Source organism: Tessaracoccus luoxuelianae (assembly GCF_054483915.1).
In genome coordinates this window covers 1,227,721-1,239,636 of record NZ_CM137013.1, presented here as the reverse complement: position 1 = coordinate 1,239,636, position 11,916 = coordinate 1,227,721, and the positions used below count along the sequence as shown (strand labels likewise).

Annotated in this window: 14 protein-coding genes; 3 read left to right on the top strand and 11 right to left on the bottom strand. The window is 68.0% G+C overall.

The window, feature by feature from the left end:
• Nucleotides 1-15: 15 nt before the first annotated feature.
• Nucleotides 16-618: a phosphatidylinositol phosphate synthase gene (pgsA, locus tag ACX1D1_RS05345; protein WP_459056214.1), complete on the bottom strand. Its 603-nt coding sequence runs from the start codon at nt 616-618 to the stop codon at nt 16-18.
• A 97-nt stretch (nt 619-715) separates the two neighbouring features.
• Between pgsA and ACX1D1_RS05340 the strand changes: the two genes are divergently transcribed.
• Nucleotides 716-1,078 carry a YidH family protein gene (locus tag ACX1D1_RS05340; RefSeq protein ID WP_459056213.1) on the top strand — a complete coding sequence of 121 codons (363 nt, stop codon included), beginning with the start codon at nt 716-718 and terminating at the stop codon, nt 1,076-1,078.
• Nucleotides 1,075-1,416, top strand: coding sequence for a DUF202 domain-containing protein (locus tag ACX1D1_RS05335; protein ID WP_459056212.1), 342 nt, complete (start codon nt 1,075-1,077; stop codon nt 1,414-1,416). The genes ACX1D1_RS05340 and ACX1D1_RS05335 overlap by 4 nt, the downstream gene beginning before the upstream one ends.
• A gap of 136 nt (nt 1,417-1,552) precedes the next feature.
• On the opposite strand, the gene ACX1D1_RS05330 is transcribed toward ACX1D1_RS05335, so the two are convergent.
• Nucleotides 1,553-4,063, bottom strand: coding sequence for an ATP-dependent Clp protease ATP-binding subunit (locus ACX1D1_RS05330; RefSeq protein ID WP_459056211.1), 2,511 nt, complete (start codon nt 4,061-4,063; stop codon nt 1,553-1,555).
• Between the two features lie 110 nt (nt 4,064-4,173).
• On the bottom strand, nt 4,174-4,494 hold the full coding sequence (locus ACX1D1_RS05325; RefSeq protein ID WP_182782153.1) for a histone-like nucleoid-structuring protein Lsr2: 321 nt from the start codon (nt 4,492-4,494) through the stop codon (nt 4,174-4,176).
• An 88-nt stretch (nt 4,495-4,582) separates the two neighbouring features.
• Between ACX1D1_RS05325 and ACX1D1_RS05320 the strand changes: the two genes are divergently transcribed.
• Nucleotides 4,583-5,683, top strand: a complete 1,101-nt coding sequence (locus tag ACX1D1_RS05320; protein WP_459056210.1) for an NADH-quinone oxidoreductase subunit D-related protein — start codon at nt 4,583-4,585, stop codon at nt 5,681-5,683.
• An 11-nt stretch (nt 5,684-5,694) separates the two neighbouring features.
• On the opposite strand, the gene ACX1D1_RS05315 is transcribed toward ACX1D1_RS05320, so the two are convergent.
• The 8 genes from ACX1D1_RS05315 to hpt form a co-directional block, all read right to left on the bottom strand.
• Entirely contained in the window at nt 5,695-6,300 is a 606-nt protein-coding gene (locus ACX1D1_RS05315; protein ID WP_182782151.1) for a hypothetical protein, read from the bottom strand.
• A 58-nt stretch (nt 6,301-6,358) separates the two neighbouring features.
• Nucleotides 6,359-6,850 carry a DUF3180 domain-containing protein gene (locus tag ACX1D1_RS05310; protein WP_182782150.1) on the bottom strand — a complete coding sequence of 164 codons (492 nt, stop codon included), beginning with the start codon at nt 6,848-6,850 and terminating at the stop codon, nt 6,359-6,361.
• The gene (folK, locus tag ACX1D1_RS05305; protein WP_182782149.1) at nt 6,847-7,410 is read right to left on the bottom strand and encodes a 2-amino-4-hydroxy-6-hydroxymethyldihydropteridine diphosphokinase; all 564 of its coding nucleotides are present in this window, start codon (nt 7,408-7,410) and stop codon (nt 6,847-6,849) included. The genes ACX1D1_RS05310 and folK overlap by 4 nt, the downstream gene beginning before the upstream one ends.
• Complete coding sequence (folB, locus tag ACX1D1_RS05300; RefSeq protein WP_459056209.1) at nt 7,403-7,735, bottom strand: dihydroneopterin aldolase; 333 nt, start codon at nt 7,733-7,735, stop codon at nt 7,403-7,405. Before folB ends, folK begins: the two co-directional genes overlap by 8 nt.
• A gap of 94 nt (nt 7,736-7,829) precedes the next feature.
• On the bottom strand, nt 7,830-8,639 hold the full coding sequence (gene folP, locus ACX1D1_RS05295; RefSeq protein ID WP_182782147.1) for a dihydropteroate synthase: 810 nt from the start codon (nt 8,637-8,639) through the stop codon (nt 7,830-7,832).
• 4 nt (nt 8,640-8,643) lie between these two features.
• On the bottom strand, nt 8,644-9,210 hold the full coding sequence (gene folE, locus ACX1D1_RS05290) for a GTP cyclohydrolase I FolE (protein ID WP_182782146.1): 567 nt from the start codon (nt 9,208-9,210) through the stop codon (nt 8,644-8,646).
• Between the two features lies 1 nt (nt 9,211).
• The gene (gene ftsH / locus ACX1D1_RS05285) at nt 9,212-11,242 is read right to left on the bottom strand and encodes an ATP-dependent zinc metalloprotease FtsH (RefSeq protein ID WP_459056542.1); all 2,031 of its coding nucleotides are present in this window, start codon (nt 11,240-11,242) and stop codon (nt 9,212-9,214) included.
• 122 nt (nt 11,243-11,364) lie between these two features.
• A complete protein-coding gene (gene hpt, locus ACX1D1_RS05280) occupies nt 11,365-11,916 on the bottom strand; it encodes a hypoxanthine phosphoribosyltransferase (protein ID WP_182782145.1) in 552 nt (183 codons plus the stop codon).

The following is an 11,916-nucleotide window of genomic DNA, read 5'->3' as shown; positions in this document are numbered from 1 at the left end:
GAACTGAGCCCGGCCTCAACTCCCGGCCGACGCCACCCACGCCGCACGTACGCGCTGCCCCACGGTGACCGCGCTTCCCGCCGCGACGACCGCCAGCCCCGCCGCCAACACCCACGACGGCGCGCCGAGCCCGACGGCCAGGGTCGCGGCGCCCGCCACCACGAGCCTGTCGCTGCGCTCGAAGATGCCCACCGTCATCTCCCAGCCCTCCGCCTCTCCCCGCGCCCGGGAATAGGACACGGAAAAGCCGAGGACGAGGCAGGCCAACGCCAGCCAGAGGACAGTCGGCTCAGCGTTGGCCGCCGCCCAGATCACCAGCCCGGCGAAGACCGCGCCGTCGGCCATCCGGTCCGCGGTCGAGTCCAGGAACGCCCCGAAGCGGCTGACCCTGCCTCCCCGCCGGGCCATCGTCCCGTCGAGTCCGTCGGCGAGCAGCAGGACTCCGACGACGATCACTCCGAGCAGCAGGTCGCCCCTGGGGAAGAACCACAGTGCAGCCGCGCAGACCCCGATGGTGCCGCCGACGGTGACCGCCGTCGGGGAGACGCCGAGCCTGAGGAGAAGCCGCGCCAGCGGGGTCAGGGCGCGCCCGTAGGCGCCGCGGAGGAAGGACAACACCCCACCAGCCTAGTGAGGTCCTCGCCGCCCGAACGGGCAGACCCACTGCACGGCACCGGCCGATGCCTGCGTGGGCGACGGCGGCTACGGTGGTGCCGTGGCCCGAGAACGATTCCCCCGATCCGTCTACCGGGCCGGCGACGAGCCGGACCCCCGGTTCACGCTCGCCAACGAACGCACCTACCTCGCGTGGATCCGTACCTCGCTGGCCCTGCTGGCCGGCGGTATCGCCCTCGAGGTGCTCGGTCTGGGGATTCAGGAGTCGTTCCGGATTGCCGCCTCGGTGGTCCTGATGGTGACCGGCATCGCGGCCGCCCCCTTCGCCTGGTGGGGCTGGGCGCGGTACGAGCGGGCTCTGCGCAGCGGCACGCCCCTGCCGTCGTCGCTGTTCGCCCTGCCTGTCGCGGCGGCCGTGACGGTCAGCGGAATGCTCGTGTTCGTCGGCTTCCTGGTGCGATGAACGAACGGCCCTCAGACCCCGGCCTGGCAGCCGAGCGCACGATCCTGAGTTGGCAGCGCACGGCACTCTCCATCGGCGCAGGAGCCCTGGTCTTCGCCCGCATCGAGGCCACTGCCCTGGGGCTGTGGTCGTGGGCGTTCGCCGCCGCTGGGTTGGCTCTGGCTGCCCTCATCGGTGTCTGGTCCAGGCGGAGGTACTCCTACACCCACCGGACGCTGATCGGCGGTGGCCGGCAACTCGCCGACGGCCTTCTGCCCGCCGTCGTCGCAGTGTCGGTCGCGGCGGCGGGAACCGTCGCCCTCATCCTGTCCCTTGTCAGCGACGCTCCGCATCTGTGAGTGACGACCAGGTCCGCCATTGTCAGCAGGCGCGTGCGGCGTGAGGTAACTCTGCGGTGGGGCGCCCAGCCCGAGGTCGGGAGGAGACAGCGAACGGGGCCGACCCGTTGGTCGGCCCCGTTCGTCGTGGGTGGCGTCAGGCCGTGGCCGCGCCGTCGGTCCCCGGTGCCACAGCCAGCTCAGGTAGATCCGCCTTCGCCACGCCGGTGAACTTGAACGGCAACTCCGCGCCCTCCTCGCTGACGTCCACCTGGACGATCTGGCCCGCCTGCAGCTCACCGAAGAGGATCTTCTCGGCAAGGAGATCCTCGATGTCCCGCTGCAGCGCCCGACGCAGCGGGCGCGCACCCAGCACCGGATCGAAGCCGCGCTTGGCGATCAGCGTCTTGGCCGCGGGAGTGAGCTCGATGCCCATGTCCTTGTCCTTCAGCCTGGACTCGATCTGGGCCACCATAAGGTCCACGATCCGCTCGATGTCTGTCTGCGAGAGTTGGTGGAACACGACGATCTCGTCCACGCGGTTGAGGAACTCGGGACGGAAATGCTGCTTCAGCTCGTCCGAGACCTTCGCCTTCATCTTCTCGTAGCCGGACTCGGCATCCCCCGAACGGGTGAATCCGAGATTGACGCTCTTGGAGATGTCGCGAGAACCCAGGTTGGTGGTCATCACGATGACGGTGTTCTTGAAATCCACCACTCGACCCTGGGCGTCCGTGAGCCGGCCCTCGTCGAGAATCTGCAACAACGAGTTGAAGATGTCCGGGTGAGCCTTTTCGATCTCGTCGAAGAGAACCACCGAGAACGGCTTGCGCCGCACCTTCTCCGTGAGCTGCCCGCCCTCTTCGTAGCCGATGTATCCCGGCGGGGAGCCGAACATCCGCGACGCGGTGTGCTTCTCGGAGTACTCGCTCATGTCCAGCGTGATCAGGGCATTCTCGTCGCCGAAAAGGAACTCGGTGAGCGCCTTGGTCAGCTCGGTCTTCCCGACTCCGGAGGGGCCGGCGAAGATGAACGAGCCGCTGGGACGCTTGGGATCCTTGAGCCCGGCGCGGGTGCGCCGGATGGAGCGCGACAGCGCCTTGACGGCGTCATGCTGGCCGATGTACCGCTTCCCCAGCTCCTCCTCCATGCGGAGCAGCCGCTGGGACTCCTCCTCCGTGAGCTTGAAGACGGGGATGCCGGTGGAGCCGGACAGCACGATGGCGATCTCCTCCTCGCCGACGACCGCCGGAATGTCGGAATCGCCCTGCTTCCAGGCCTCCTCCTTCTCTGCCCTCTGGGCTCGGAGCTTCTGCTCCTCGTCGCGGAGGCGCGCGGCCCGCTCGAAGTCCTGCGCGTCGATGGCCGCATCCTTCTCGAGCTTGTTGGCGGCGATCATGTCGTCGAACTCGCGCAGGTCCGGTGGCGCGGTCATGCGCTGGATCCGCAGGCGTGCGCCTGCCTCGTCGATCAGGTCGATGGCCTTGTCCGGCAGGAAGCGGTCCTGGATGTAGCGGTCCGCCATGGTGGCCGCCGCGACGAGCGCCTCGTCCGTGATGGTGATGCGGTGGTGGGCCTCGTACCGGTCCCGGAGGCCCTTGAGGATGTCCACCGTGAGCGCGACTGACGGTTCGGCCACCTGGATGGGCTGGAAGCGACGCTCCAGCGCGGCGTCCTTCTCGATGTGCTTGCGGTACTCGTCCAGGGTGGTGGCACCGATGGTCTGCAGCTCGCCTCGGGCCAGCATGGGCTTGAGGATGCTCGCGGCATCGATGGCGCCCTCGGCGGCGCCGGCCCCGACGAGGGTGTGGATCTCGTCGATGAACAGCATGATGTCACCGCGGGTCTTGATCTCCTTGAGCACCTTCTTCAGGCGTTCCTCGAAGTCGCCGCGGTACCGGGAGCCCGCAACGAGGGCGCCCAGGTCCAGGGTGTAGATCTGCTTGTCGCGGAGCGTCTCGGGCACGTCGCCCCGGACGATGGCCTGGGCGAGGCCCTCCACCACGGCTGTCTTTCCGACGCCGGGCTCACCGATCAGCACCGGGTTGTTCTTGGTGCGACGGCTGAGCACCGTCATGACGCGCTCGATCTCGTGCGCGCGGCCGATGACCGGATCCAGCTGGTTCTCGCGCGCGGCCTGCGTGAGGTTGCGGCCGAACTGGTCCAGAACCTGCGAGGTGCCCTTCTCGGGGCCGGTCTCCGGGGCGCCAGACATCGAAGCCTCGCGTCCCTGATAGCCGGTGATGAGCTGAAGCACGGTATTGCGGACGCGGTTGAGATCCGCGCCCAACTTGATCAGCACCTGAGCCGCGACACCCTCGCCCTCACGGATGAGGCCGAGCAGGATGTGCTCGGTGCCGATGTAGTTGTGGTTCATCTGGAGCGCCTCGCGCAGCGAGAGCTCCAGCACCTTCTTGGCGCGCGGCGTGAAGGGGATGTGCCCCGTCGGAACCTGCTGCCCCTGGCCGATGATCTCCTCGACCTGCTCGCGGACCGCTTCCAATGCGATCCCGAGCGATTCGAGCGCCTTCGCGGCCACGCCCTCACCCTCGTGGATGAGGCCGAGCAGGATGTGCTCGGTGCCAATGAAGTTGTGGTTGAGCAGCTTCGCCTCGTCCTGCGCCAGGACGATGACGCGCCGGGCGCGGTCCGTGAACCGTTCGAACATGTGATTTCCCTCCTGCGGCCCGGCGACGTGCGCCGAGCAACCACCTCTAGCTTACTGACGTACCCGAGGGAACCAATGCTGCACGGTTCACCGGCCGCGAACGTGGACGGTCAGTGCGCCGCTTCGTAGGCCGCGAGCACCTGAGCCGGGATGCGGCCGCGGTCCGAGACCTGGACGTCGTTGGCCCGCGCCCATTCCCGGATGGCGTTGGTGTCGCGGCTTCCGGGCCGCGCGGCCTGCTTCCGGGCGGCCTTGCGACCCGTCCTGGTCGCCTTCTCGATGTAGGGGGCGAGCGCCGCCTCCAACTTGCTGGCATTCTTCTCGGAGAGATCGATCGTGTAAGCGTCCCTCCCCAGAGAGAACTCGACCGTGCGGGCGTCGCTCGACCCGTCGATGTCGTCAACGAGGATGACGTGAACCTGCTTTGCCATGATTACTCCTATTTCGGGGGGGTGAAGAGTCCTCAAAGAGATTACCGCCTCAGGGCCCGTGACGGAAGGAGGGAATAGAATGCCGCCGATGAACTCATTCACCATTGGCGGACTTTCCCTGGCCGGGCACACTCCCCTATCGTTGGGGCTGAGGCATCCCACCTCCGTGGGACTGATCACCCTGGCCGCAGATATCGAGGCCGGCGTCATTGTCCATGCTGACGTGACCTCAGGATTCGGGCATCGGGCTGCCGAGAAACTATTTGAGGTCCGCGATTATCGCGCCATGATCATGCTCGCGGACCGGCACGATTGGCTGGCGGCCTTCAGCGGCGAATTGAGCCTGGTGCTCACCATCGAGAATTCCATGCGGTTGACTCCCCCGGCGCGCGCCACCATCCTCCGCACGCTGCTGGCTGAATGCGCCCGCCTGCACAGTCACCTGTCCTTCCTCAGCTATCTCGCCGACGGGGAACTCGGCTCACGACTGTGGACGGTGGTGGACGCATTGCGTGACCACATGCTCAGCTGGACCGGAAACCGCGTCCATCCGATGCTCTGCAGAGTGGGCGGGCTGGCCGCCGACGCCCCGCCCGGCTGGCTGGCCGGCCTCACGCCACTGCTCGACGACGTGGCCCGCCTGGCCGGCGACCTCGCCGCCGCGCTGTCGCGCACCACGCGGTTCTCCGGCCTGGCGGTCCTGGACCGGAACGCGTGCCTCGGGTACGGGCTGTCGGGGCCGGTGGCGAGGGCCGCCGGAGTGGATCTCGACCGCCGCCGGTCGGGCTACCTTGCCTACGGCACCCTCTTCGTCCCAGCGCCCACCCGGCACGCCGGCGACGGCCGGGCGCGTCTCGCGGTGCTCATCGACGAGCTGGACACCAGCGTCGCCATGATCCGGAGCGCGCGGTCGCTGGCCGATCAGACCCCCGGCACCGTGGGGATCAAGCTGTCACGCAGGCTGAAGGTGCCGGAGGGGGAGCATTCGACGGACCTTGAGGCGCCATGGGGAGTCGCATCGTGCCTGATGGTCTCGCGAGGTGGTCAGACGCCGTGGCGGGTTGCGTTGCGCACCCCGTCGTTCAGCAACCTCTCCGCGCTGGGGCGGGCACTCGAAGGGGTGCCAACAGACAGCATCGCCGACGTCGTAGCCACACTGGGCTACACCGTCGGCGATGCGGACAAGTGAAGGCGTCAACCTCAGGCGTGGCGGCGCAGCTCCGGCAGGCCGTCGAGGTTGAGCTTGGCCAGGTCCACCATGGTGGGGTGCTCGTCCTGGCCCCACACGTCGTAGATGCTGGGTGAGACCCGGCGGGGCAGGTCGACGATGTTGGCCGTGTCCTCAGCCTCGAGTTCCGCGATCCGCGACTCCAACGCCTCGATGCGGGCCTGGCGCTCAGCCACCTCCGCCCTCAGCCAGACGGCGTTGCCGCGCATGGAGCTCAGCTCGGCCTTCGCGGCACCCAGCTGGCTGCGCAGCTTGGCGATCACGAGTTGCAGGTTCTCCGCCCGGGCGTTGAAGCGGCCGATCATGGCCACAGACTCCTCGTGGAAGCGTGCCGCCTGCTGCGAGCGGAGGCCCACCTCATGCTTCATCTCCACAGCGTGCCGCTCCCGCTCCGCACTCAGCTCCCGCCAGGCGGTCCAGACCGCGGCGAACGCCATCACGACGGCGACCAGCACACCCGCACGGACGACCCACAGGTCCCCCGCCAGGGAGGCCAGGGAGGCGGCGGTACCGACGCCGAGGATCGTGAGCGCAAGGGTGCGCTCGGTGGACTTTCGAGAAGCGCGTCGACCAGACATGCGGCCACAGTATTGCCCAGCCTGTCCGCTTCCGGGCAGGCTGGTGGGCGTGTCGGGATCACGCCGGCGAGGCAACCCCCGGCGAAGGATCGTCGTCGTCATCCTTGTCCTGCACCACACAGGCACGCTCCAGCAGCGCCCCCGCAGCGGCCAACAGCAGGGCAGCCACGATCGTGGCGACGCCCTGAATCACGCGCGCCGACGGAAGGGGTGCGTCGAAGAGCTGCACGAAGCGCGCCACATAGACCACGTGCCCCCCGGCAAGGAGGGCGCCGGTCATGATCATGGACTTGCCGATGGCCAGAGCCGCAACCGACTCCTGCGACTGCACGCGGTGCTCCTCGATGCGCTTCGGCAGAAGTCGCGCGTAGACCGCGACACCCACTGCCAGCACCACCGTCAGGATGGGCACTGACCAGGGAACGACGGGAGGAAACGTGCCCGCGGCCTCGAAGGCGAGCAACAGCAGTCCGGACACGGCGGCGCCAGAAAGCACCGAGATGACGGCCTGACGGGCGGTGGTCAGGCCGAGGCGCGGCCCCTGGCTCAAAATCCTGTGACGGCCGTGACCACGACGTCGTCGCGGCGGGTCACCGTCGACGTGTCCAGTTCCTCGACGAGGTCCGCGATGGGCCCGTGCCCCGCGATCTCCGCGTTCGGGTCGATGTCCAGCCACGGCACCAGCACGAAGGCTCGCTCGTGCGCGCGGGGATGGGGCAACTCGATGCTGTCCTCCGAGATCCGCTTGCCCACCATGATGATGTCGATGTCCAGCGTCCGCGGGCCGTGACGAAGCTCGCGGGTGCGGCCGAAGTTCTCCTCGATGGCCTGTGCCCGGTCCAGGATGGTGAGCGGCTCCAAGGTGGATTCCGCCACGACGACCAGGTTGAGGAAATCGTCCTGGTCCTGAACATCGCCCTGCGGCTTGGTCTCATAGACCGGCGAGACATCGACCAGGATGAGGTCCGGGGTCTCGGCGAGGTAATCGACGGCCTCCTGCAGGATGGCGGCCGAATCCCCCATGTTGGATCCGAGGCTCAGTACCACCTTCGCGATGGGGCGAAGGTTACCCAGCGTGTCGACATCGATATCGAAAGGGCCGTTAGACATCTTTACTCCTGCTGATCGTGACGGCAACATCCGCAAAGTGCTGGCTGAGGGGCGCACGCGGCTTGTGCACGGTGACCGTGACGCCCACCACTCTGCCATGCTCCAGGCACCTCGTCGCAATCTCCCCAGCCACCGTCTCAATAAGATTGCGTGGCTCCCCGGTGATCACCGACTCCACCATGGTCGCGATGTCCGCGTAGCTCACGGTGTCGTCCAACTCATCCGAGGACGTCTCGAGGGGAAGCTCCAGAATGACGTCGACGACGAAGGGCTGACCTTCGCGGCGCTCATGGGGAAAGACCCCATGGAAGCCTGTCGCGGTCACTCCTGTGAGCGTGATGCGGTCGATTGTCGTGCTCCCTCCGGTTGTGCCGACCCTACCGCACGGGCTCCCTCGGCCGACGGCCCGGGTCCGTCGTTCAGCTGATCCTGAGCGGCGCCTCGTGCCGGAGCCTGCGGGCCACCGCGACCGCGTCGCTCTGCGTGAGGACGTCGTGGGTGCGCACGGCCCACACATCGTGCAGGGCGGACCAGAACGAGACAGCGGCGGTGGCACCGTCCCTCCCCTGGGGCTCTCTCCCGCCCAGCAGCTCCCCGAGGAAGGCCTTGCGGGAGGCGCCGATGAGCAGCCTGTGCCCCAGGTCCTGGAAACGGTCGAGGTGCCTCAGCAGCGTCCAGTTGTGGTCCCAGGACTTCGAGAACCCCAGCCCGGGATCGAGGATGATGCGCTCGGCAGGGATGCCCGCGGCGAGCGCGGCGTCCCGCTGGACGAGCAGCTCGGCGATCACGTCACTGACGACATCGGCGTAGACGGCGTGCTGCTGCATGCCGACGGAGTGCTCGCGCCAGTGCATCACGACGAAGTCGGCCCCGGAATCGGCCACCACGGCCACCATGTCCGGGTCCGCCTGCCCGCCCGAGACGTCGTTGACGATGGCGGCTCCAGCCGAGATGGCGGCCAGGGCCACGCTGGCGCGCATGGTGTCCACTGAGACCCGGATCCCGTCGGCGGCCAGCGCCTGCACCACCGGCACCACTCTGGCCCGCTCCGCATCCTCGGTCACCCGTTGTGCGCCCGGCCTGGTGGACTCGCCGCCCACGTCGATCAGCGAGGCACCCTCGGCGAGCAGCCGCCTCGCGTGCACGACCGCCTGCTCGGGATCCAGGTAGCGCCCGCCGTCGGAGAACGAATCAGGGGTGACGTTGACGATCCCCATCACCAGCGTCATCGGGTCACCTGCCGATGATGAGGCTCATCGCCTCCGCCCGCGTGGCGGGATGACGCAGAAGCCCGCGCACGGCCGAGGTCACGGTCCGGCTGCCGGGCTTACGCACCCCGCGCATGGTCATGCAGGTGTGCTCGGCCTCCACCACGACGATGACCCCCCGGGCATCCAGGTGCTCGACCAGCGCGTCCGCGATCTGGGTGGTGAGCCGCTCCTGCACCTGCAAGCGCCGCGCGTAGATGTCCACCAGCCGGGCGAGCTTCGACAGCCCGGTCACGCGGCCGTTCTCCGAGGGGATGTAGCCCACGTGGGCCACACCGGTGAAGGGCAGGAGGTGGTGCTCGCAGGTGCTGACCAGTTCGATGTCCTTGACCAGCACCATCTCGTCGTGGGCGATGTCAAAGGTCTTGCCCAGGACGCCGGAGGCGTCCACGCCGTGGCCGGCCAGCAGCTCCCCCCACGCCCGCGCCACCCGGTCCGGGGTCTCCAGCAGCCCGTCACGTTCAGGGTCTTCTCCGATTGCGATGAGCAGCTCTCGCACCGCGGCCGCGGCGCGGCCATGATCCACGGCCATATCAGTGCTCTGCCGGCGGGATGGGCGGGCCCCAGGGCGAGGGCCCCGTCTCGGGCGGCTGCGGCGTCGAGCCCCCGGGCTGAAAGTCCGGGCCGATCGCCGGCGGTGAGGGCGGCGAGGTGAGGACCGGTGGCCTGTCGGGTGGGGCCTCGGGCGCCGGCGGAACGTCGACGGGGGGCACGTCGGAGGGTTGCCGCAGGTCCGAGCCCGTCCAGGCCGGCCGCTTGTCCCGGCGGCGCAGCGGCTTGAAGACCTCCGCCACGTCGGCCTTGTTGAGCGTCTCGCGCGCGAACAGTTGACGGACCAACTCGTCGAGGACGTCGCGGTTCTCGTGGAGGACGTCGAACGCCTCCTGGTGAGCGGTGTGGATGAGCTTGGCCACCTCGTCGTCGACGACCGCGGCCATGGCCTGGGAGAACTCCTGGCTGGAGTCGGTGCCCCGCATGCCCATGAAGGGCTCCGAGTCCCCTCCTCCGAGCTTCACCGCGCCCACGCGCTCGCTCATGCCGAACTGCATGACCATGGCACGTGCCACCTTGGTGGCCTTCTCGATGTCGTTGGACGCGCCGGTGGTGGGGTCGTGGAACACGAGCTCCTCGGCGGCACGGCCGCCCATCATGTAGGCCATCTGGTCCAGCAGCTCGCCCCGCGTCTGCGAGTACTTGTCCGAATCCGGCATCACCATCGTGTAGCCCAGCGCACGGCCACGGGGCAGGATGGTGACCTTCTGCACCGGGTCGTTGCCCGGCAGGGCTGCGGCGACGAGAGCATGGCCGCCCTCGTGGTAGGCCGTGATGAGGCGCTCCCTGTCGTTCATGAGACGGGTGCGCTTCTGCGGCCCCGCGATCACGCGGTCGATGGCCTCGTCGAGCTGCGGCTGCCGGATCATCTCCATGTTCTGGCGCGCCGACAGCAGCGCCGCCTCGTTGAGCACGTTGGCGAGGTCTGCGCCCGAGAAGCCGGGCGTGCGCCTGGCGATGGAGGCGAGGTCCACGTCGCTGGCGAGCGGCTTGCCCTTGGCGTGCACCTGCAGGATCATATGGCGGCCCTCGAAGTCCGGCGCCTCGACGCCGATCTGACGGTCGAACCGGCCGGGGCGCAGGAGCGCCGGATCCAGGACGTCAGGCCGGTTGGTGGCCGCGATGAGGATGACGCCGCCGCGCACGTCGAACCCGTCCATCTCGACCAGCAGCTGGTTGAGGGTCTGTTCGCGCTCGTCGTGCCCGCCGCCCATGCCGGCGCCACGATGCCGACCCACCGCGTCGATCTCGTCGATGAAGATGATGGCCGGGGCGTTCTCCTTGGCCTGGTTGAACAGGTCACGCACGCGTGAGGCGCCCACGCCGACGAACATCTCGACGAAGTCCGAGCCGGAGATGGAGAAGAAGGGGACGTTGGCCTCACCCGCGACAGCGCGCGCCAGCAGGGTTTTACCGGTGCCGGGCGGACCATAGAGCAGGACACCCTTGGGGATCTTGGCGCCCAGCTTCTGGAACTTCGCTGGCTCGGCGAGGAACTCCTTGATCTCCTCAAGCTCCTCCACCGCCTCAGTGGCGCCGGCCACGTCCTTGAAGGTGGTCTTGGGGGTGTCCTTGCTGACCAGCTTGGCCTTCGACTTCCCGAACGACAGCGGGCCTCCCTGACCGCCACCGGAGACCGAACGCATGATCCAGAAGAACACCAGCAGCAGGATGATGAAGGGCAACCCGGTGTACAGCAGCATCGACAGCAGACCAGGACTCGGGTTGCTGGCGGTCCACCGCTCCAGGGTGCCGGCCTCCTCGCGCGCCTTCAGGAGAGGGACCACGTCGTCGACCTGGTTGCCCACCCACGCCGACTGGGTCTTGATGCCGGTCTCGTCGATGATCTGGATCATCTGCTCGCCGTCGACCAGCGCGACCTCCTGCAGCTGCTGGTCCCCCTCGAGCAGCGCGAGCGTCTCGGAGGTGGGCACCGTCTGATACCCGGTGACGCTGCTGAGGACCTGCATGCCGAGCAGGAGGAAGAGCAGACTGAGCACGATCCAGGCCATCGGGCTCTTGAAGAACTTCTGCACAGTCAAAGCCGATCTAGTAGGGCGACAGTGTGGCGCACCGAAACACTACCAGCGGCCCTCAACCGGCCCCTCGGGCGTTCAGTCGGGGCGATCGGGCGTCAGCTGTAGACGCGTGGGGCGAGCGTTCCCACATCGCGCAGGTTGCGGTACCGGCCTGAGTAGTCCAGTCCGTAGCCGACCACGAACTCATTGGGGATCTCGAAGCCGACGTACTTGACCGGCACCGTGATCTGGGCGGCGTCCGGCTTGCGGAACATGGCCATGATCTCCAGGGACGAGGGGCTGCGGGAGGCGAGGTTGCTCATCAGGTAGGACAGCGTGAGGCCGGTGTCGATGATGTCCTCCACGACGATGACGTCTCGGCCCTCCAGGTCCACGCTGAGATCCTTGAGGATGCGGACCACTCCGCTGGACTGGGTGCCGGAGCCGTAGGATGACACGGCCATCCAGTCCATCTCGACGTGGCTGTGCATGGCGCGCTGCAGGTCGCTCATCACCATGACGGCGCCGTTGAGGACGCCAACGAGCAGTACGTTGCGGCCCTGATAGTCGGCGTCGATCTGTCCGGCGATCTCGGCCACCCGGGCCTGGATCTGCTCGGAGGTGAAAAGCACCTTCTCCAGGTCATCTGCAACGTCAGCGGCATCCAC

What these genes read in the sequence shown, in the direction of transcription:
- folK (WP_182782149.1), bottom strand. Translation starts at nt 7,410, where the DNA reads ATGTCTAACGGCCCTTTCGATATCGATGTCGACACGCTGGGTAACCTT.
- ACX1D1_RS05315 (WP_182782151.1), bottom strand. Translation starts at nt 6,300, where the DNA reads ATGTCTGGTCGACGCGCTTCTCGAAAGTCCACCGAGCGCACCCTTGCG.
- ACX1D1_RS05335 (WP_459056212.1), top strand. Translation starts at nt 1,075, where the DNA reads ATGAACGAACGGCCCTCAGACCCCGGCCTGGCAGCCGAGCGCACGATC.
- ACX1D1_RS05325 (WP_182782153.1), bottom strand. Translation starts at nt 4,494, where the DNA reads ATGGCAAAGCAGGTTCACGTCATCCTCGTTGACGACATCGACGGGTCG.
- ACX1D1_RS05330 (WP_459056211.1), bottom strand. Translation starts at nt 4,063, where the DNA reads ATGTTCGAACGGTTCACGGACCGCGCCCGGCGCGTCATCGTCCTGGCG.
- folP (WP_182782147.1), bottom strand. Translation starts at nt 8,639, where the DNA reads ATGACGCTGGTGATGGGGATCGTCAACGTCACCCCTGATTCGTTCTCC.
- ACX1D1_RS05320 (WP_459056210.1), top strand. Translation starts at nt 4,583, where the DNA reads ATGAACTCATTCACCATTGGCGGACTTTCCCTGGCCGGGCACACTCCC.
- ftsH (WP_459056542.1), bottom strand. Translation starts at nt 11,242, where the DNA reads ATGGCCTGGATCGTGCTCAGTCTGCTCTTCCTCCTGCTCGGCATGCAG.
- folE (WP_182782146.1), bottom strand. Translation starts at nt 9,210, where the DNA reads ATGGCCGTGGATCATGGCCGCGCCGCGGCCGCGGTGCGAGAGCTGCTC.